General features: G+C 70.5%; 21 protein-coding genes. 10 read left to right on the top strand and 11 right to left on the bottom strand.

Translation table 11 applies throughout. The features are described 5' to 3' along the window. Position 1: 1 nt before the first annotated feature. A complete protein-coding gene (locus ACZ7P3_RS27465) occupies positions 2 to 400 on the bottom strand; it encodes an ATP-binding protein (protein WP_472085716.1) in 399 nt (132 codons plus the stop codon). Positions 401 to 540: 140 nt separating this feature from the next. Here ACZ7P3_RS27465 and ACZ7P3_RS27460 point away from each other — a divergent pair, with 140 nt between their 5' ends. Together ACZ7P3_RS27460 and ACZ7P3_RS27455 are read left to right on the top strand one after the other, a co-directional pair. Beyond that, positions 541 to 1,389 carry a helix-turn-helix domain-containing protein gene (locus ACZ7P3_RS27460; RefSeq protein WP_472085715.1) on the top strand — a complete coding sequence of 283 codons (849 nt, stop codon included), beginning with the start codon at positions 541 to 543 and terminating at the stop codon, positions 1,387 to 1,389. Further along, positions 1,386 to 1,697 carry a DUF397 domain-containing protein gene (locus ACZ7P3_RS27455; protein ID WP_472085714.1) on the top strand — a complete coding sequence of 104 codons (312 nt, stop codon included), beginning with the start codon at positions 1,386 to 1,388 and terminating at the stop codon, positions 1,695 to 1,697. Before ACZ7P3_RS27460 ends, ACZ7P3_RS27455 begins: the two co-directional genes overlap by 4 nt. Here ACZ7P3_RS27455 and ACZ7P3_RS27450 read toward each other — a convergent pair. Genes ACZ7P3_RS27450 through ACZ7P3_RS27440 form a run of 3 tightly spaced genes read right to left on the bottom strand, consistent with a single transcriptional unit; the run spans position 1,690 to position 3,877 of the window. Next, the gene (locus tag ACZ7P3_RS27450) at positions 1,690 to 2,190 is read right to left on the bottom strand and encodes a hypothetical protein (RefSeq protein ID WP_472085713.1); all 501 of its coding nucleotides are present in this window, start codon (positions 2,188 to 2,190) and stop codon (positions 1,690 to 1,692) included. The two genes, ACZ7P3_RS27455 and ACZ7P3_RS27450, sit on opposite strands and share 8 nt — an antisense overlap. 2 nt (positions 2,191 to 2,192) lie before the next feature. After that, on the bottom strand, positions 2,193 to 3,329 hold the full coding sequence (locus ACZ7P3_RS27445) for a hypothetical protein (RefSeq protein WP_472085712.1): 1,137 nt from the start codon (positions 3,327 to 3,329) through the stop codon (positions 2,193 to 2,195). Beyond that, entirely contained in the window at positions 3,329 to 3,877 is a 549-nt protein-coding gene (locus ACZ7P3_RS27440; protein WP_472085711.1) for a hypothetical protein, read from the bottom strand. The genes ACZ7P3_RS27445 and ACZ7P3_RS27440 overlap by 1 nt, the downstream gene beginning before the upstream one ends. 141 nt (positions 3,878 to 4,018) lie before the next feature. Between ACZ7P3_RS27440 and ACZ7P3_RS27435 the strand changes: the two genes are divergently transcribed. The 5 genes from ACZ7P3_RS27435 to ACZ7P3_RS27415 all read left to right on the top strand — a co-directional run bounded on the left by ACZ7P3_RS27435 (position 4,019) and on the right by ACZ7P3_RS27415 (position 6,613). Further along, a complete protein-coding gene (locus ACZ7P3_RS27435) occupies positions 4,019 to 4,534 on the top strand; it encodes a YbaK/EbsC family protein (protein ID WP_472085710.1) in 516 nt (171 codons plus the stop codon). Between the two features lie 192 nt (positions 4,535 to 4,726). Next, entirely contained in the window at positions 4,727 to 4,972 is a 246-nt protein-coding gene (locus ACZ7P3_RS27430) for a hypothetical protein (protein WP_472085709.1), read from the top strand. Further along, positions 4,969 to 5,205: a hypothetical protein gene (locus tag ACZ7P3_RS27425; RefSeq protein WP_472085708.1), complete on the top strand. Its 237-nt coding sequence runs from the start codon at positions 4,969 to 4,971 to the stop codon at positions 5,203 to 5,205. Before ACZ7P3_RS27430 ends, ACZ7P3_RS27425 begins: the two co-directional genes overlap by 4 nt. Before the next feature lie 131 nt (positions 5,206 to 5,336). Continuing rightward, positions 5,337 to 6,233, top strand: coding sequence for an NAD(P)-dependent oxidoreductase (locus ACZ7P3_RS27420; RefSeq protein ID WP_472085707.1), 897 nt, complete (start codon positions 5,337 to 5,339; stop codon positions 6,231 to 6,233). Between the two features lie 104 nt (positions 6,234 to 6,337). Then, positions 6,338 to 6,613, top strand: coding sequence for a DUF1876 domain-containing protein (locus ACZ7P3_RS27415; RefSeq protein WP_472085706.1), 276 nt, complete (start codon positions 6,338 to 6,340; stop codon positions 6,611 to 6,613). A gap of 159 nt (positions 6,614 to 6,772) precedes the next feature. Here the strand turns inward: ACZ7P3_RS27415 and ACZ7P3_RS27410 are convergent, their stop codons facing one another. From ACZ7P3_RS27410 to ACZ7P3_RS27390, 5 genes are all read right to left on the bottom strand, one after another. Next, entirely contained in the window at positions 6,773 to 7,933 is a 1,161-nt protein-coding gene (locus ACZ7P3_RS27410) for a serine hydrolase domain-containing protein (protein ID WP_472085805.1), read from the bottom strand. 89 nt (positions 7,934 to 8,022) lie between these two features. Then, on the bottom strand, positions 8,023 to 8,661 hold the full coding sequence (locus ACZ7P3_RS27405) for a hypothetical protein (protein WP_472085705.1): 639 nt from the start codon (positions 8,659 to 8,661) through the stop codon (positions 8,023 to 8,025). Positions 8,662 to 8,742: 81 nt separating this feature from the next. After that, complete coding sequence (locus ACZ7P3_RS27400) at positions 8,743 to 9,504, bottom strand: energy-coupling factor ABC transporter ATP-binding protein (protein WP_472085704.1); 762 nt, start codon at positions 9,502 to 9,504, stop codon at positions 8,743 to 8,745. Then, on the bottom strand, positions 9,492 to 10,253 hold the full coding sequence (cbiQ, locus tag ACZ7P3_RS27395; RefSeq protein ID WP_472085703.1) for a cobalt ECF transporter T component CbiQ: 762 nt from the start codon (positions 10,251 to 10,253) through the stop codon (positions 9,492 to 9,494). Before cbiQ ends, ACZ7P3_RS27400 begins: the two co-directional genes overlap by 13 nt. A 1-nt stretch (position 10,254) precedes the next feature. Beyond that, positions 10,255 to 11,310: an energy-coupling factor ABC transporter permease gene (locus tag ACZ7P3_RS27390; RefSeq protein ID WP_472085702.1), complete on the bottom strand. Its 1,056-nt coding sequence runs from the start codon at positions 11,308 to 11,310 to the stop codon at positions 10,255 to 10,257. A 149-nt stretch (positions 11,311 to 11,459) separates the two neighbouring features. Between ACZ7P3_RS27390 and ACZ7P3_RS27385 the strand changes: the two genes are divergently transcribed. Next, the gene (locus tag ACZ7P3_RS27385) at positions 11,460 to 11,798 is read left to right on the top strand and encodes an SsgA family sporulation/cell division regulator (protein WP_472085701.1); all 339 of its coding nucleotides are present in this window, start codon (positions 11,460 to 11,462) and stop codon (positions 11,796 to 11,798) included. Positions 11,799 to 11,861: 63 nt separating this feature from the next. Here the strand turns inward: ACZ7P3_RS27385 and ACZ7P3_RS27380 are convergent, their stop codons facing one another. Both ACZ7P3_RS27380 and ACZ7P3_RS27375 read right to left on the bottom strand, forming a co-directional pair. Beyond that, positions 11,862 to 13,529: a penicillin-binding transpeptidase domain-containing protein gene (locus ACZ7P3_RS27380; protein ID WP_472085700.1), complete on the bottom strand. Its 1,668-nt coding sequence runs from the start codon at positions 13,527 to 13,529 to the stop codon at positions 11,862 to 11,864. A 96-nt stretch (positions 13,530 to 13,625) separates the two neighbouring features. Next, positions 13,626 to 15,263: a penicillin-binding transpeptidase domain-containing protein gene (locus ACZ7P3_RS27375; RefSeq protein WP_472085699.1), complete on the bottom strand. Its 1,638-nt coding sequence runs from the start codon at positions 15,261 to 15,263 to the stop codon at positions 13,626 to 13,628. Positions 15,264 to 15,757: 494 nt separating this feature from the next. On the opposite strand from ACZ7P3_RS27375, the gene ACZ7P3_RS27370 reads away from it, so the two are divergent. Together ACZ7P3_RS27370 and ACZ7P3_RS27365 are read left to right on the top strand one after the other, a co-directional pair. Then, entirely contained in the window at positions 15,758 to 16,765 is a 1,008-nt protein-coding gene (locus ACZ7P3_RS27370) for a DUF1259 domain-containing protein (RefSeq protein WP_472085698.1), read from the top strand. Further along, on the top strand, positions 16,762 to 17,964 hold the full coding sequence (locus ACZ7P3_RS27365; protein ID WP_472085697.1) for a cytochrome P450: 1,203 nt from the start codon (positions 16,762 to 16,764) through the stop codon (positions 17,962 to 17,964). The genes ACZ7P3_RS27370 and ACZ7P3_RS27365 overlap by 4 nt, the downstream gene beginning before the upstream one ends. Positions 17,965 to 18,180 lie beyond the last annotated feature (216 nt).

Raw genomic sequence — 18,180 nt, 5'->3', positions numbered from 1 at the left:
TTCACAGCGCCACTTCGGCCCACACCGTCTTGCGGGGGTGCGGGCCGTGCGCCACGCCCCAGCGGTCGGCCAGCGCCGCCACGAGGAGCAGCCCGCGGCCCGACTCGCCATCGGGGGTGGGCCGTACGAGGCGGGGCATCTGCTCACCACGGGTGTCGGTGACCTCGATACGGAGGGTGTCGGCGACGACGTAGAGCGTCAGCCGGAAGCCGCGCCCACGGACGCGTCCGTGGGTGGCGGCGTTCGCGGCGAGCTCGGCGACGATCTGAGGCGCGCGGTCCAACGGGAGCCCCCAGCAGCGGAGTTGCCCGGTGGCGAGGACGCGGGCGAGGCGGACGCCCTGGGGGGTGGGGGAGAGGCGCACCGTGAAGTTGGGGACGGCGACGGTTTCTTGATTCACGTCACTCAGCGTGGCCGGTTCTGCTTACGTGGGGGAGTGATGACGCCTGTGCGTAGCGTGACTGTCCCGGGTTTGTCCCGGGCTGTCTCGGCTGTCTCGCGGGCCGTACGGGTACCGGTGCGCGTTGGAGGTGTGTGAGCGTGAACGAGGGTGTGGACGAGGCGGGTTGGGATGTCGAGCCCGGGGACGAGGTCGAACCGGTGGTCCAGGCGGTGGGACATCTGCTCAAGGTCTGCCGCGAGGCGGCCGGCATGCGGGCGGCCGACCTCGGCGAGACCATGGGCTACGGCGAGGACATGATCCGGAAGATCGAGCGGGGGCAGCGGATTCCACGGCCGGAGTTCCTGGACAGGGCGGACGGGATCCTGAAGGCGCAGGGGCATCTCAAGGCCTTCATGAAGGATGTGGAGAGGGCTCGGTATCCGAAGAAGGTGCGGGAGCTGAAAGCTCTGGAGGACCGGGCGGTTGAGGTCCTGGTGTACAGCAATCACAACATCCAGGGCCTGTTGCAGACACCTGAATACGCGCGAGCGCTGTTCGGGATGGCACAGCCAGCGTACTCACCGGACGAGATCGAGCGCGGAACTGCTGCACGCATGGCACGAAAGGCGATCTACGAGCGAGAGCCTGCCCCGACGCTCAGCTTCGTCCAGGAGCAGGTGACGTTGGAGCGTCCCCTCGGCGGGCGGGCGGTGCTGCGCCGACAACTCGAACACCTGCTACAGCTGTCCCAGCTGCGGAACGTCACGCTCCAGGTCATGCCAACGGACTGCGACGAGCATGCCGGAATTCATCACGGCTTGATCCACTTGCTGAAGTTCACCGACGGCACGGGAATCGGACGGACCTCGGGTGCCTTCAACGGTCGTCCGGTCTCAAACCTCAAGGACCTCCGTATCCTTGAACTGCGCTATGGCATGATCCGGGCCCAGGCTCTCACGCCGAGGGAGTCGCTGGCCTTCATCGAGCAGGTGCTGGGGAGACTATGAGCACGCCGGAACTCCACTGGTTCAAGAGCAGCTACAGCGACAGCAGCAACGGCAACGACTGCGTCGAGGTCGCCCTGCACTGGTTCAAGAGCAGCTACAGCGACAGCAGCGACATCAACGACTGCGTCGAGGTCGCCCTGGACTGGTTCAAGAGCAGCTACAGCAGCAGTGGCGAGCCCGGCGACTGCGTCGAAGTAGCCACCACCCCCGCCACCATCCACATCCGCGACTCCAAGACCCCCGACACCGCGCGGCTGAAGGTCACCCCCTCGGCGTGGACGGAGTTCCTCGGCTACGCGGCTAAGTGAGCCGCAGGCGGAACTTCGGGCAGACGTCCGGGTCGTCGTCCTGGTAGAGGAACGTCCGCTTGGAGTCGAGGGCGATCGACAGGCTGTCGAGGGTGTCGCCATGCAGGAAGAGTTCCGGTTTAGTGAAGGAGAGGCGGACCTGCGCGTGATCGCCGGACCCGGTACCTCCCGCCACATCCCACGTGCCGGACCCGGTGAACGTGGCGCCGAGTTCACTCTTGTGCCAGGAGCCCGACGGCCAGTGGTGCACGGTGACGGTGCCGCCGGGCTTGCTGTCCGACGCCTTGAGGGTGATCGTCGCGCCCTTGGCGTCGCCTTCTCCCCTGTAGGTGCCGGCCAGTTCCCCGGAGGTGGCGGAGGCGGCCTGCTTCCCCATGCAGGCCTCGACGGCGGTGGACGCGGAGGAGCAGGCGGCCAGCGGCGACAGCAGCGCCAGCACGGCCACAGCGGTCACCAGGCGCGGTCGCCCCTCCGCCGCGAGAACTCTGGACACGCCTACTTTCCCTTCGCCGGAATGCGTTCGGTCCAGGTGATCTCCTGGTCCACGGATGAGAAGACGCCCTCATCACGGTTGGTCTTCTTGAGCCAGTCGTAATAGCCGATGTAGTGCAGGAACGACTCGTTGCTCGTGTTGTTGTGCAGCTTGTACTCGACGACCAGCGAGCCGTCGGAATCCTCGCCCTCGACCGTGTAGTGCAGGTTGTACGAACCGGTGAACGCCTCACCGAGATGGTCCTCGTCCCCGGTGACGATCGCGGGCAGGTCGGTGGTGACGAGCTTCTTCAGCGCGCCCAGCTTGCCGCTCTTCGAGATCGAGTACGACACGTTGCCCTCGGGCTGACCATCGCTCCGGAACTGGTCGAGCGTGTCCAGCCGTAGCTTCTTCATGCTGTCGCTGGACCGGATCAGCTCGGTCATGTCATCGCCGCTGTAGTACTCACGGTGCCGGGGGCCGTCGCCGGTCACCCAGTCCCAGCCGAGCGAGTACGGGTCGTCCGAACTGAGCCCCGGGTAGGGGTTCTTGCCCTGCATGGCGAGGTCCAGCGCGTTGTACTCGTCCTCCCCGATCTTCTTGGTGGAGTCGATGTCCGTGAACCTGGGGTCGGAGTCGAACCACTGGCCCAGACCGATGTCGGACATCAGGCTGAAGGCGAGGTTGCGGTCGGCCGTGACGCCGCGCTTGATGATCTGCGCGATCTCCTGCTCCGCCGCCTTGATGGTCCTGTGGTCCTCCGCGGTGAGATCGACCTTGCAGACGCCGCCGATGACGTCGCCGGCCAGGGCCCCGTCCGCGTTGATGTGGAGCCCCTTCTCCGTGGCGCGACGGACGGCGTCCTTGAGTTCCCTCTGGGCGGTCTTCAGGTCGCCCACCCCGTCCTCGACGACGCGCCGCGCCGAGTCCGCCACCTTCGTGGCGTCCTCCAGCTGCCGCTGGATGTCGTCGATCATTTTCCAGGCGTACGGAGCCGCGACCCCTTCCCAATAGCCCTTGTTGCGCAGCGGTCCGAGGACTTCGTCATGCATACGCTTGCCGAGGCCCTCGATGGCGCGGTGGATGCTGTCCCAGCGGTCCGCCAGGTCGTCCAGGACCGAGAGATCCGCCGCCAGCAGAGCCTGGTAGAAGTCCGCCATCAGTAGTCCTCCAGCGCCGACCGGATCTGCACCCGGTTCGCTGTCTGCCCGACGGCGGAATCGGTCTTCGTGTAGGTGCCGTCGCTCGACCGCAGGCTTTCGGCGATGTGGGTCAGCCATGCCGTGACCGTGCCGGCCTGCCGCTCCCACTGCCGGTGTGCCAGCCGGATCGCCCGTGCCGACTCGAAGTCCGCCAGAGCGCGCACGGCCTTCAACGCCGGTTCTTCCAGCGTGGCGGCCGGCTTGTAGAAGGCGTCGTGGATGTCGTCCACGTGACCGGCGGCCTTCTTGAGCACCGACGGGGCGATCGTCAGCCCCTCGCCCGATGTGCCCGGCGGTCCCGGTGGCGGGAGGAGCCCGGGAGTGTTCGGCTGCAACGGCGGCCGGTCCAGCGGGTCGACGGTGCTGTCGGAGGGCGGAGCGGTGTAGTGCCCTTCCCACCCCGGAAGGATGTCGTGCCGCTTGATCTCGTCCGGGGACAGCGGCAGTTTCGACTGCCCGGGCTCCGGAAGCTTGTCGTCCCCTTGTATGTCTTTGCGTTCGCTCACGAATGATCCCCCGAAGTCTCACCTTGCGCAGTCAGGTAATCATGTCGGCGGCAGAAGATCACATTCGGATCCGGCGCAGCCGCGAGGAGCGGGCGAAAACCCGGGTGAACGCGGCCGGAGCGAGGGCGTAGCGTGCCCCGCATGACGACGACAGCCGCCACTGACGCCGAAGAATCCGGAGCCCACCCCAGGTTCGCCGAAGCCCTCCGCGCGCTGGGCCTGGAGGATGTGCTCGGCCGTATCCGGAGGTTCCCGGAGGCCACCAGGACCGCCGCCGAGGCCGCCGCCGCGGTCGGGTGCGAGCTGAGCCAGATCTGCAAGTCGCTGATCTTCGCCGCCGACGGGGTGCCGGTGCTGGTGCTGATGGACGGGGCCTCGCGCGTGGACGTGGAGCGGGTGCGGCAGGAGCTGGGGGCCGGGAAGGTGACCCGCGCGGACGCCGGGATCGTGCGGGAGACCACCGGGTACGCCATCGGCGGTGTGCCGCCCTTCGGACACCGCACGCGGACGCGTGTCCTGGCCGACCGTTCGCTGCTCGCGCACGACCTGGTGTGGGCCGCGGCCGGGACACCGCACACCGTCTTCCCGATCGGGCCCGAGGAACTGGTCGCCCACGCCCGAGCCGCACTGGTGGACGTGCGCGAGCGGACCGCGTGACGCATGCGTGCCGGCGCCCTCCGGCACCTGGGGCGGTTCCACTGCTGGAGTCGACGAATTGCCGGATGTGCCACGAGCAGCGGCTGACTGAGTATCAATGGGCGGCATTTCCCTGACGCGTTCTTGCCGCTGCAGGCCATCGCTGTTGTGACACGGAGAGGTAGTTTTATCTGATCGACGAGGCGACGGGGTGTGTACGCCGGCGGTGAGGCCAGCAAGCAACTCGCGAAAGGGTCGCTCCTGAGCGATGTACGCGGCAAACACCATCGCCCTGCGTTCATCAACACGTTCGGCAAGTTCGGCGAGAAGATATTCGGCGCGCCGGTCGCTGTGATCGCGACGGGGATCGACTTCTCCTACACGCCCGAGGCGCCCAAGGCGCCGGGAGACACGCATGTCGAGGCACCGGGGGAACCGGGAAAGGTGAGGTACCGATGACGCACTCTGCCGGCCCGCGCGGGCGTGGTCGCCCGAATCCGCTCCACTGGCTGAGACCTCAGAGTTCCCGGGCGCTGGTCCTCGGCATGTGCATGGCCGTAGGCGGCCTCGCCGGCGGGGTGCGCTCTACGGCGGACGGGAAGGGCATCTGGACGGTTCTCGGCATCTTCGGCGCCGGGATCCTGGGCGTGCTCATCGTCGTGAGCTACTTCTTCCGTCAGGCGGACCGCTGAGAGCGTGCGGATCGCGGCGGCGGGACTGCTGGTCGTGGGAATCGGCCTGATGTTGCACGCGGGGCAGGGGGTACCCGTACGAGGATGATCGGGGACCACGAGGGCAGGAACCGTACGACAGGGAGCCGTCAATGACCGACAAGCCGACCGTCAGTGTCCTGGGCACCGGCATCATGGGCGCCGCCATGGCGCGCAACCTCGCCCGCGCCGGACTCGGCGGCGTACGGGCCTGGAACCGCACCCGTGAGAAGGCCGAGCCGCTGGCCGCGGACGGGATCCGGGTCACGGACACCCCCGCCGAGGCCGTCGAGGGCGCCGACGTCGTCGTCACCATGCTGTTCGACGGCACCACCGTCATGGACGTGATGCGCGAGGCCGCCACGGCGCTGCGCCCGGGCACCGTGTGGGCCCAGTGCACCACCGCCGGGATCGAACGCGTCGCCGACCTGGCCGCCTTCGCCCGCGAACACGGCCTGGTGTTCTACGACGCGCCCGTCCTCGGCACCCGCCAGCCCGCCGAGGCCGGCCGGCTGACCGTGCTGGCCGCCGGGCCCGAGGCGGGCCGGGAGACGGTCACGCCGGTCTTCGACGCGGTCGGTGCCAAGACCCTGTGGACCGGTGAGGACGCGGCCGCGGGCAGCGCCAGCCGGCTGAAGCTGGTGGCCAACAGCTGGGTGCTCGCGGCCACCGCGGCAACGGGTGAGGTGCTGGCCCTCTCCAAGGGCCTCGGCGTGGACCCGCAGAGCTTCTTCGAGCTCATCGAGGGCGGCCCGCTCGACATGGGCTACCTGCGGTCCAAGTCGGCCCTGGTGCTCGACGGGAAGCTGACCCCGGCGTCGTTCGCCGTGGCCACCGCCGAGAAGGACGCCCGGCTCATCGTGGAGGCCGGCGCACGCAACGGCGTCCGGCTCGACGTCGCCGCCGCGACCGCCGAGCGGTTCGCCCGGGCCGCCGCCCAGGGACATGCCGACGAGGACATGGTCGCCGCCTACTTCGCCAGCTTCGACGAGAAGCAGGGCGAGGACTGAGGACGGCTCCGCCGACGGGAGGGACTCCGGGCGACGGGGCCTCCATATGACGTTCCGCGCGCGCGGGAGCACCCTGGAATCAGCGCTTTCCGGAGGTGGTCGACATGATGAACACCGTTGTGGGATGGCACGTCGAGCTGGAATTCCAGGAGGACGACACGCATACGCGCGCGGTCGCCCTGGTGCGTCTTGCCGACGGCACCGAGATACGGGCGCACGGGCACGCCAGCCGCCACCGCATCGACTCGAACCAGCCCAGAGTCGGCGAGGAGATAGCGGGTGCCCGCGCCCTGAACGAACTGGCCATGCAGCTGCTGACCAAGGCGCACGGCGAGATCGACGCGGATTCCGGGCGGACGTCGCACCCGATCAACGTGTGAGACACCGGGCGCGTGGGGTGTCGCGAGCGCCCTGCACGAGCGCCCTGCACGAGCGCCCTGCACGAGCGCCCTGCGCGAGCTCCCCGGGCGCGGCCTACGCGAGCTCCCTCTGCGCGCGGCCTACGCCAGCTCCCTACGGGCGCGGCCTACGCGAGTGCCCTACGCGAGCGCCGTGCGCACAGCGCGCACGAGCGCCTGCGCCCTCGGGTCCGCCGTCACGCTCTTCCGGAACCCGTTGGTGACGTAGCCGAAGGCGATGCCCGTGTCCGGGTCGGCGAAGGCGAGGGCGCCGCCCCGGCCCGGGTGACCGAAGGAGCCGGGGGAGAGCAGCGGGGACGCGCTGCCGTGCAGCATGTGGCCGAGGCCGAACCGGGTGCCCACCACGAGGACCCGGTCCGGACCGGCCGACTGCTCGGTGCGGGCCAGTTCCATGGTCCGCGGGGTGAACAGGCGCCGGCCGCCGTCCACGTCGCCGATGAGCGAGGCGTAGAAGCGGGCCAGGCCGTCGGCGGTGGCCACGCCGTTGGAGGCGGGCAGGGCGGCGGCCCGGTAGGCGGGCGCGTTCTCGTCCGGGAGCGGGGTGATCGCGGCGAAGGCACGGCAGGTGAGGGAGCCGGGATCGGCATAGGCCTCGGAGACCGCCCGCTTGGGCCGCGTCCTGAGCGTGCCCGCCGTCTGCGGCTCCTCCACGGGGCCGACGCGGCCGGCCCGCGCCTGCTCCGCCTCGGGCAGGCCGAGCCACAGGTCCGCGCCGACGGGCGCGGCGATCTCGTCGGCGATCCACGCGCCGACCGGCCGCCCGGTGACCCGGCGGACCAGCTCGCCGGTGAGCCAGCTGTAGGTCTGCGCGTGGTAGCCGTGGTCGGTGCCCGGCTCCCACACCGGCGCCTGCGCGGCGACGGCCGCCGCCCCGAGGTCGGGGTCGGCCGCCTCCTCGGGGGTCAGCGGCCGGTCCAGCACCGGCACCCCGGCCCGGTGCGCGAGCAGATGCCGCACGAGCGTGTGTTCCTTGCCGGCCGCCTTGTACTCGGGCCAGTACGTGCCGACCGGGGCGTCCAGGTCCAGCTCGCCGCGCTGGTGCAGCAGGAGGAGAGCGGCGGCGGCGACGCCCTTGGTGGCGGAGCGCACGATCTGCGCGGTGCCGTGCGCCCAGGGGGCCGTACCGTCCACGTCCTTGGTGCCGCCCCACAGGTCGACGACCCTGTGCCCGTCCCGGTACACGGTGACGGCCGCGCCCCGCTCCCCGAGCAGCGCGAAGTTCGCGGCGAACGCCTCCCCGACCGGCTCGAAGCCCTCGGCCACCGTGCCGTTCACGTCCACACTCACGCCCGGGTCCCTTCACTCGCTTACGACGACGAGTGAAACACGGGGGTATGGCCTTGGATTCCTCGGTGGGGTAGTGATTTCGGCTACGGTCCGGCGTCCTGTGGCCCGTCCTGTGATCCGTTCCGTGTCCCGCTCCGCGTCCCGTCCCGTGATCCGTTCCGTGTCCCGCTCCGCGTCCCGTCCCGTGATCCGTGCTCGTACCCGGCCGGGACCGCGTCCTGCGGCTCGCGCGCTGACCCGACCAGCTTGCGGATCTCGGAAGGGTTCCGGTCGTAGTGGTGGACGCGGGTCCCGTCGAGGGTGCGCAGGATCAGCTCCTCGTTCCAGACCCTGAACTCGAACTTGTCGCCCTCCTGCGACCAGTACCCCTGGATCTCGCTGGTCAGCTCGCCCCAGGTGTAGGCGTGGAAGGACCAGAATTTCCGGAGCACCACGCCCCTTCGGAAGCGGTAGAGCACGCCCCAGTACCAGCCGATACGGATACCGAGGGCGAGCAGCAGGGGCCCCGCGAGCGCCAGTGGGACGAGCCGGGCGGTGCGCTCGTCCCACAGGCCCATGCACAGCCGTACGACGAGTCCGATCGGGGGGATCAGCCAGAACGGCCCGATGAGCGTGAAGAAGCCCCACACCAGGAGCGGGGCACGGCGCTCGCACTCGACGTACTCGCCCAGCTTCCGCTCCCGCGCGCGTGCGGTGACCCTGCGCGGCACGAACCAGTGCACGGCACCCCCCTGCCCCGCCCGCACGGGCGACACCGGCGTTGTACCCGGGAAGGGGTGCTTCCACCCGGTGGCCCCGGCGCCTCAGGCGCCCATGGCCACCGACTTCGGGTCGAAGCCGAACGGCAGCTCCAGGCGGTGGGCCCGCATCAGCGCGTCGTCGCAGAGCAGCGCCCCGGTCGGGCCGTCCGCCGCGATCACTCCGTCGCTGAGGACCATCGAGCGCGGGCACAGCTCCAGCGCGTACGGCAGGTCGTGCGTGACCATCAGGACCGTCACGTCCAGGGAGCGCAGGATGTCGGCGAGCTCGCGCCGGGAGGCCGGGTCCAGATTGGAGGACGGCTCGTCCAGGACCAGGATCTCCGGCTGCATCGCGAGCACGGTGGCGACGGCGACCCGGCGGCGCTGGCCGAAGGAGAGGTGGTGCGGCGGGCGGTCGGCGAAGTCCGCCATGCCGACCTGCTCCAGGGCACCGCGCACCCGCTCCTCCAGCTCGGCCCCCTTGATCCCGGAGGCCGCCGGGCCGAACGCCACGTCCTCGCGCACGGTCGGCATGAACAGCTGGTCGTCCGGGTCCTGGAAGACGATGCCGACCTTCTGCCGGATCTCGGCCATGTGCCGCTTGCCGACCGGCAGCCCGGCCACGGTCACCGTGCCGGCACCACCGCCCAGGATGCCGTTCAGATGCAGTACGAGGGTCGTCTTGCCGGCGCCGTTCGGGCCGAGCAGCGCGACCCGCTCGCCGCGCGCGATCGAGAAGTCCACGCCGAACAGGGCCTGGTGGCCGTCGGGGTAGGCGAAGGCGAGGCCGGAGACCTCCAGCGAAGCAGTGCTCACAGGATCCATCCCAGCAGACAGGCGACGAGGGCGGCGCAGGGGAGCGCGAGGGCGTACGACCACTGCGCCCGGGACGCGGTCACCTCGTCGATGACCGGCATCGAACCGGCGTAGCCCCGGCTCACCATGGCCAGGTGCACGCGCTCCCCGCGCTCGTAGGAGCGGATGAACAGCGCCCCGGCGGACTTGGCGAGCAGACCCCAGTGGCGCACGCCCCGTGCCTCGAACCCGCGTGACTCCCGCGCGATCCGCATCCGGCGCATCTCGTCGGTGATCACATCGCCGTAGCGGATCATGAAGGAGGCGATCTGCACGAGCAGCGGCGGCAGCTTCAGCCGCTGCAGTCCGAGCAGCAGTTCGCGCAGCTCGGTGGTGGCGGCGAGCAGTACGGAGGCGGTGACGCCGAGCGTGCCCTTGGCGAGCACGTTCCAGGCGCCCCACAGCCCGTTCACGCTCAGCGAGAGGCCGAGCACCTCCACCCGCCCGCCCTCCGCCACGAACGGCATGAGCACCGCGAACGCCACGAACGGCACCTCGATCAGCAGCCGTTTGAGCAGGAAACCGGCGGGCACCCGCGCTTGATGAGCGACAGACGCGAGCAGGACGGCGTACACCGCGAACGCCCACATCGCCTCGCGCGGGGTCGACACCACGACCACCACGAACGCGAAGGCGGCGGCGAGCTTGGTGTGCGGCGGCAGGGCGTGCACGGGCGAGTGCCCGTGCCGGTAGAGCGTGTGCGCGTGCCCTGCGCCCACGTCAGGCGCCGGTGTTCAGGGGCGACGCGGGGGACACGTCCGTCGTGCGGCGCCGGCGCACCGCCCAGAACACCGCGCTGCCCGCGACGACCGTCACCCCGACGCCGATCACTCCCGCGAGACCGCCGGACAGCCGGGCGTCGGAGACGTCCTTGACGCCGTAGTCGGCGAGCGGGGAGTCGGCCGCCGCGTGCTGCTCGGCCTTCTTGTCGATGCCCTTGTCGTGCGCGACCTTCTCCAGCCCGTCGGGGGAGGCCGAGGCGTAGAAGCTGACGAACCCGGCCAGCAGGAGCGAGGTGACCAGGCCGGTGATCCACAGGGTGCGCCGGGAGGTGCGCGCCGCCACGGGCGCCGCCGGGGCCGCCGGGGCGTCGACCAGCTCGCCGTTCACCCGCAGCCGAAGGCGCTGCTGCAGGCCGCGCGCACCGTGCACGAGGTCGGGACGCACGGCGATGACGGCGCCCACCGTGAGCGCGGTGATCACCGCCTCGCCGATGCCGATCAGGACATGGACGCCGATCATCGCGGTCGCCACCTTGCCGATGGCGATGTCGGTGGTGCCGCCGGCCGCGTACATGAGCGTGAAGGCCACCGCGGCGGCCGGCACCGAGACCAGCGCGGCGACGAAGGAGGCCGCGGTCACCGAGCGGCGGCTCCGGGGCAGCACGGCCAGCAGCCCGCGGAAGACGGCGTACGAGACGACCGTGGTGACGATCGCCATGTCCGTGATGTTGACGCCGAGCGCGGTCAGCCCGCCGTCCGCGAACAGCACGCCCTGCATGAGCAGCACGACCGACACACAGAGGACACCGGTGTACGGACCGACGAGGATCGCGGCGAGCGCACCGCCCAGAAGGTGGCCGCTTGTACCGGCCGCGACGGGGAAGTTGAGCATCTGTACGGCGAAGATGAACGCCGCCACCAGACCGGCCAGGGGGGCCGTCCGTTCGTCGAGTTCGCGGCGGGCGCCGCGCAGGCTCACCGCGAGGGCGCCGGCGGCGATCACTCCGGTGACCGCGGAGGTGGGGGCGTCGATGAATCCGTCAGGTACATGCACCAGGCGATTTTAGAGGTTTGTTGCGAACCTTTTGCAAGAGAGATGCGATCTCGGTCTCCCGTCGGGCACAAATCGGAAAATATGGCACATTGGATGGAAAGCGGATGCATGTCTTCCGTGTGGGTCACAGAACGTGAGAGGGCGATCCGATGTCTGTAGTCGAGCAGTACGCGCGCGCCCACATCGTCACGGACGAGGAGGACCCCGGGGCCGTACCCGTCATGCTGCGGTACGACCCCGACACCGATCCGCGGTCGGTCCGGGTCGGCCTGCCCGGACCGCACGAGTGGACCTTCTCGCGCGCGCTGCTCGAACGGGGACTGAGGGCGCCGGTGGAGAGCGGCGACGTCCGGGTGTGGCCGTGCGGACGCGTCCAGGCCGTGGTGGAGTTCCACTCCGCGCACGGTGTGGAAGTGGTCCAGTTCGAGTCCAAGACGCTGATGAGGTTCCTGCGCCGGACCTACACCGCCGAGCCGGTGCACAACTGACCTGCCGGTGCGCACCCCGGCATCGCCGTCGCCGTCCGCCGCGGGTGCTGAGGCCGCGGGTGCTCAGCCGCCCATCTTCAGCAGGGTCGCGACGATCGGCCCGGCCGTGTCGCCGCCGTGCCCGCCCGCCTGGACCACGCCCGCCGCGGCGAGGTCACCCCGGTAGGCGGTGAACCAGCCGTTGGGCTTCTTCTGCCCGTCGACCTCGGCCGAGCCGGTCTTCGCGCCGTAGTCCGGGCCCAGCCCCGCCATCGCCTCGGCCGCCGTGCCGTACGCCGCCGTGTACTGCATGACGTCCTTCAGCTCGGCCTGCGTCTTCGACGACATCGTCCGCGAGGCCTTCGCCAGCGTGCGGCCGTCCACCGTGGGGGACACCAGGTACGGCTGGTGGAAGACGCCCGTACGGACCGTCGCCGCCACCGACACCATGTTCAGCGGGTTCATGCGGACCCCGCCCTGGCCGATCAGCGAGGCACCCATCTGCGCGCCGCTCTGCACCGGGACGGACCCGTCGAACGAGGGGACCCCGATGGACCAGTCGTTCATGCTGAGGCCGTAGACCTGCTGGGCCTCCTGCGTCAGGTCGCTGTTGGACAGCTTCGGCGCGAAGTCGATGAAGGCGTTGTTGCAGGAGGCACCGAAGCTCTGCTTGAACGTGCCCTTCTTGATCTCCGAGTCGGCGTCGTTGTGGAACGTCCAGCCGGCGAGCTTGTACGTCTTGGGGCAGGGGTGCGACGCGTCCGGGGTGACGAGCCCCTTCTCGAACAGCATCGTCGACGTCACGATCTTCATCGTGGAGCCGGGCGCCAGGGACCCCTGGAAGGCGGTGTTGAAGCCGTGCCCGGTGTTGGCGACGGCGAGGATCTCACCGGTGGAGGGCCGCAGGACCACCACCGAGGCCCGTTCCTGCTTGCCGACCTGCTGCTCGGCGGCCGCCTGGAGCGTCGGGCTCAGCGTCGTCTTCACTGTGCCCGGAGTGCCCTGGCTCAGCTCCACGAGCGTCTTGTCCGACAGCTTGGCCGCCTTGGACGCCTTGCCGCGCACCACGCGCAGCTCCACCCCCGCCTTGCCGCCGGCCTTCTTGCCGTACTTCTCCCGCAGACCGTCCAGGACGGTGCCCAGCGAGGGGTACTTGGCGGCCGTCAGCTCCCCGCCGTCACGGTCCAGGGCCTTGACGGGCGGGGTGCCGGACTCGCCGGTGACGAGGGTGTCGCCGTCCTTCAGGTCGGGGTGGACGACCTGGGCGTGCCAGTCCACCAGCGGCTTGCCGTCGCTCTTGCGCCGCACGACGGTGAACGAACTGTCGTACGCGAGCGGCTTGCTGAGGCTCTGGTACGCCACCGTCGCCTTGACGGAGAACGCCACCTTCGCGCCGGTGGTCCGCCCCGCCGTGAGGGTGACGTCCTTCAGGTGGGCGTCCTTGGTGTAACCGGTGAGCAGGGAGGTGGCGGCCGACGGGTCGTCGGTGGCGGCCGCGGCCTCGGGGACCCGGCCCTGCCGCCAGGCGGTGAGGAAGCGCGTGGAGGCCGTCCGTACCTCGGCCGCGGACAGCGGGCCGGTCTTCACGGCGTGGCGGCCCGCCGTGGCGGCCGCGGCCTCGTCGGCCGCCGCGCCGCTGTCGTAGAGCGCGTAGACACCGAACCCGGCGCCGCCGACGACCACGGCGATCATCCCGCCGAGCACGGCGGGTCCGGTCTTCCGTCGCTCGGCGACGCGCCTTCTCTTGCCCACAGTCCCAGTTCCTCCGCACCTTCCCCAGGGTCCCCGCAGTCCCCACACTCCCCAACGACGGCGCCCAGCCTAAAGTCCCCACCTTTGCGGGTGATGTCAGCCGGCACTCCGTAGCACGGTTGCGACAATCGGACCGGCCGCGTCGACGCCGTGGCCGCCGTTCTGGACCATCGCGGCGGCGGCGACGTCGTTGCGGTACCCGGCGAACCAGCTGTCGGACCTCGCCTGTCCGTCGGCCTCGGCCGAGCCGGTCTTCGCGCCGATGTCACCGCCGAGCCCGGCCATGACCTGGGCCGCGGTGCCGCTGCGGGCGGTGCGGTTCATCATGGCGCGCAGCTGCCCGGCCGTGCTCGGCGACAGCCCGCGCGCGCGTGCCGGTTCGCGGTGGTCCAGGCTCAGCGGCACGATCACCGGCTGCCGGAAGGCGCCGGTCATCGCGGTCGCCGTCACGGAGGCCATGTTCAGCGGGCTCATCTGGACCTGGCCCTGGCCGATCAGGTCGGCGGCGGTGTCCGGGCCGCCGGAGGCGGGCACCCGGCCGTCGAAGGAGGGCACGCCGATCTGCCAGTTGTTGCGCCCGAGTCCGAAGCGGTCCTGCGCCTCATGGGTGAGGGAGTCCACCTTCACGTCGTCCGAGAACTTCACGAACGCCGTGTTGCAGGAGCGGGCGAAGCTGTCGGAGAGGGTGGCGTTCTCGTCCGGCGCCAGGTTCGCGAGGTTGTGGAACGTCTGGCTCTGCCAGACGGCGGACGGCGGGCAGGGCGCCTTGCCGCCGGCGGTGGTCAGACCGTTGTCGATGAGGGTCGCCGCACTGATGATCTTCATGGTGGAGCCGGGCGGCCGCTCGCCCAGCAGGGCCGCGTCGAAACCGTCCGCACGGTGGTTGGCGACGGCCAGGATCTCGCCCGTGGTGGGCTTGACGGCCACGACGGACGCATCGGGATACTTCTGTACGGCGGTTTCGGCCGCCGCCTGTGCGCCCGCGCTGAGCGTCGTCGGCAGCTTGCCCGGTCTGCCCTTGATGAGGGTGAGGAGAGTGGTGTCGGCGGCCTGGCTGCCGTCGGCCGTGTCCGCATGGCGGATCACCAGTTCCACGCCGGGACGGCCGCCGGTCCTGTCGCCGTAGCGTCGGCGCAGCTCGTCCAGGACCGGGCCGAGGGAGGGGTACTTCTCCGGGGTCAGCACCTGTCCGTTGCGGTCCACGGCCTCGATCGGCGCCGTCGCGGACTTGTCCGTCGTCAGCGTGTCGCCCTTGCGCAGCCGCGGATGGACGACGGAGGGCTGCCAGTCGACGAGCGGCCGGTAGGAGGTCTTGCCGCGTACCACCGTCAGGCGGCTCTCGTAGCTGAGCGGCCGGGACGTCCCGTCGTACGACACCTTTGCCTCGACCGTGAACGGAACGGTGGTGCCGGTGGCCGTGCCGGGCGTGATCCGCACCTGGGTGATGTGCGCGTCGTCGGCGTACGCGTCCAGCAACTGCCGGGCTTCCCCGGGGTAGTTCGTGTACGTCCCCGCCGTCGGCGCGTCCCCCTTCTCCCAGGCCGCGAAGAACGCGGCGCTGGTCGCCCTGACCTCGGCGGCGCTCGGTGGCCCGGCCTTCACCCTCTTGGGGCCGCCGCCCGTGACGCTGTCTCCGTTCAGCGCGGACACGACGTTGTAGCCGCCCCATCCGACCCCGCCCAGGACGACCGCACACACGCCGCCTATGACGGCACCCTTGACTCCGCTGCGCATCGCGCGCATCCCCTCCCCGTGTACCCCGTGTACCCCGCGAGGACCTGCCGCGCCCCGGATTTCCTGAACGCGTTCAAAAACAGGTCACAGGGGCACTGTAAGCGGTTGCGGGGTGCGTGGGGCCGGGGTTGGCGATTGTTGTCCGAACGGAGACCTTGCCGCTCCCGCCCCGCCCGGCCCCGGCGGCCGGGCGGCCTCGGGGCCGTTCTGTTCCGGGACGGGCCGGCCGCCTGCCCGGCCGCCTGCCCGGCCGCCTGCCCGGCCGCCTGTGCGGCAGATCTGCCCGGGTGGACGTCCTCCGGGACTCCGGCCGGACCTTTGTGCGAGGCCTGCCCCCGGGCGGCCTGCCCTGGGTGGCCTGCCCCGGGTGATCGGGGCCCGCCGGCTCGGGGCGCGGCCCTCACTTGTGGGTTAGTCCACCTGCGGGACGTGACTGCGTCGATCACCGGGTGATGCGGATTCCGGTGTTTCGATCAGATCAGGAGGCATATGACATGACTGACGAGCGGCAGCGGAACTCCCGATCCCCCCTCACGACGTCCCGGCGCCGGATGCTCGCCGCGGCCGCCTTCGCGCCCGTGCTCACCGCTGCGCCGGCCCGGGCCCGCGCCTTGTCCCCCCGACGGGAGGGCCGCGCCCTGGTCGAACCGGTGATGACCGGGCCGGCGGACTGGGCCGACGTGGGCGCGGTGCTCGGCCGCCCCGGTGACATGAGGCGATTCATGTACCACGTGCCCTTTCCGCGCCGGGACCTCAAGGTCTTCTCCCGAGGCATCCTGATCGACCCCGCACTCGCCCTGGGCACACACGTGGCCTTCGTCCGGTACGCGGACGACAGCACGCTCCTGATGGGCGACGTCGTGGTCGCCGAACGCGAACTGCAGGACTTCTGCGACGTCCTGCAGCAGCACGGGATCATGCAGACCGCCATCCACAAGCACCTGCTCGCCCACGAGCCGGATGTCTGGTGGGTGCATGTGCACGCACACGGCCACGATCCGGTTGCCGTCGCCCGCGGCCTGCACGCCGCGTTCGGCCGCACCGGTACCCCACCGGCCGAACCCGCCCCCGCCGCCTCTTCGTCGCCGGTCGACCTGGACACCACCGCCATCGACGCAGCCATGGGCTTCAAGGGCACCGCCGACGGTCAGATCTACAAGAGCGTCTGGGTCCGCCGCGAGACCGTCGCCGACGGCCCTCTGGTGCTGCCTCCGGGCCTGGGCGCCACCACCTCCGTCAACTTCCAGCCGCTCGGCGGCGGAAGGGCCGCCCTCAGCGGCGACCTGGTCGTGATCGCCGGCGAGGTCCAGCCCGCCCTCACGGCCCTGCGGCGCGCCGGCATCGAACTCGTCGAGCTGCACCACCACAACCTCGATGACGAACCACGCCTGTTCTTCATCCACTACTGGGCCGTCGGCGACGCCGTCAGGCTCGCCCAAGCCATTCGCAAAGCCCTGGACACCACCAACGTCCTACCCATGCCCGGAGGAGTCGGCCAATGACCGCGGACAACGAGACATTCACCTGCCCGTTCGACTACAGCGAAGCCCTGGATTTCGACCCCGCGCTCGCGTCCCTGATGGAGCGCGCCTCTCCCGCGCGCATCCGGCTTCCCTACGGCGACGAGGCCTGGCTGATCACGGGCTTCGACGCCGTCAAGCAGGTGACCACCGACCAGCGGTTCAGCAGGGCGGGCATCATCGGCCAGGACTACCCCCGGATGACGCCGGAGCCCATCGTCTCGCCGGAATCGATCAACGTGATGGACCCACCCCACAGCAGCCGCGTCCGTCACCTGGCCTCGCAGGCCTTCACCCAGCAACAAGTCGACCGGATGCGGGGCCGGATCGTCCAGCTCACGGACCGCCTGCTGGACGACATGGAGAAGGCAGGGCCGCCGGCGGACCTGGTCGACCACCTGTCCGACAAGCTCCCCCAGCATGCCGTCCTGGACCTCCTCGGCATCGAACGGGAGGAATGGTCCTGGATCGAGGACGCCGTGCACCAACTGCTCGTCGTGGGTGCGGGGAACAAGGAGACGGCCACGAAGGCCAAGGCCGATCTGTCGGACTACTTCGCCGAACTCGCCCGACAGCGCCGTAAGTCACCCGGCCCGGACCTCATCAGCGCGATGGCCGCGGCGCAGGAGGGCGACGAACAGCTCGACGACAGGGAACTGGCGGTCATGACGCTGACGCTGGCGCTCAGCGGCCAGGACACGGCAACCTGCCAGATCAGCGATATCACCTATCTGCTCCTGACCCGCCCCGAGCTGTTGCAGCACCTCAGGAGCCGGCCCGAGACCCTGACCGACGTCCTGCACGAGATGCTCCGCTGCATCCCGTTCCGCAAGGGGGTCGGCATCCCCCGGGTGGCTCTGGAGGACGTGGAACTGGACGGTGCGCACATCCGGGCGGGCGAATTCGTCCACGTGTCGTACCTGACGGCCAACCGCGACCCGGAGCGCTACCCGGACCCCCACGTCATCGACGTCGACCGGCACAGCGCCCCGCACATGACCTTCGGCTGGGGCGGACACCGGTGCATCGCGATGCCCTTGGCCATGGCAGAGCTGGAAGTGGCCATCGGCCGGCTGGTGGAGAGATTCCCCCGCCTGCGGCTCGCCGTGCCGCCGGAGGAGGTGCGGTGGGACACGAAGACGATCAGACGTTTCCCGCTGGAGCTGCCGGTGACCTGGTAGCCGCCTCGCGCCACGACAGCGGGCCGGCGCCCCGGCCCGCTCGACGGACGCCACCGCCACCGCCGACACCGAGGGCGGGACGGGCCGGGAACCGCGCCCCTTCCACCCCGGTGCAGGCCGGGGGCGGACGACGACCGGCCATGACCGACGACGGCCGGCCACGGCCGGCGACGACCCCGACACCTCGCCGTCGGCCCAGGCTAGGATCCGACGGCG

The sequence above is a fragment of the Streptomyces sp. NPDC107581 genome, assembly GCF_055657175.1.
The sequence above is the reverse complement of the archived record's forward strand: the minus strand, read 5'-3'. Positions and strand labels throughout refer to the sequence as shown.

Bases quoted from the DNA above. Each gene is read 5' to 3' on its own strand.
- ACZ7P3_RS27365 (WP_472085697.1), top strand. From the start codon at position 16,762: ATGACCGCGGACAACGAGACATTCACCTGCCCGTTCGACTACAGCGAA.
- ACZ7P3_RS27435 (WP_472085710.1), top strand. From the start codon at position 4,019: ATGACGACGACAGCCGCCACTGACGCCGAAGAATCCGGAGCCCACCCC.
- ACZ7P3_RS27420 (WP_472085707.1), top strand. From the start codon at position 5,337: ATGACCGACAAGCCGACCGTCAGTGTCCTGGGCACCGGCATCATGGGC.
- ACZ7P3_RS27455 (WP_472085714.1), top strand. From the start codon at position 1,386: ATGAGCACGCCGGAACTCCACTGGTTCAAGAGCAGCTACAGCGACAGC.
- ACZ7P3_RS27385 (WP_472085701.1), top strand. From the start codon at position 11,460: ATGTCTGTAGTCGAGCAGTACGCGCGCGCCCACATCGTCACGGACGAG.
- ACZ7P3_RS27415 (WP_472085706.1), top strand. From the start codon at position 6,338: ATGATGAACACCGTTGTGGGATGGCACGTCGAGCTGGAATTCCAGGAG.
- ACZ7P3_RS27375 (WP_472085699.1), bottom strand. From the start codon at position 15,263: ATGCGCAGCGGAGTCAAGGGTGCCGTCATAGGCGGCGTGTGTGCGGTC.
- ACZ7P3_RS27425 (WP_472085708.1), top strand. From the start codon at position 4,969: ATGACGCACTCTGCCGGCCCGCGCGGGCGTGGTCGCCCGAATCCGCTC.
- ACZ7P3_RS27370 (WP_472085698.1), top strand. From the start codon at position 15,758: ATGACTGACGAGCGGCAGCGGAACTCCCGATCCCCCCTCACGACGTCC.
- ACZ7P3_RS27400 (WP_472085704.1), bottom strand. From the start codon at position 9,504: ATGGATCCTGTGAGCACTGCTTCGCTGGAGGTCTCCGGCCTCGCCTTC.
- ACZ7P3_RS27445 (WP_472085712.1), bottom strand. From the start codon at position 3,329: ATGGCGGACTTCTACCAGGCTCTGCTGGCGGCGGATCTCTCGGTCCTG.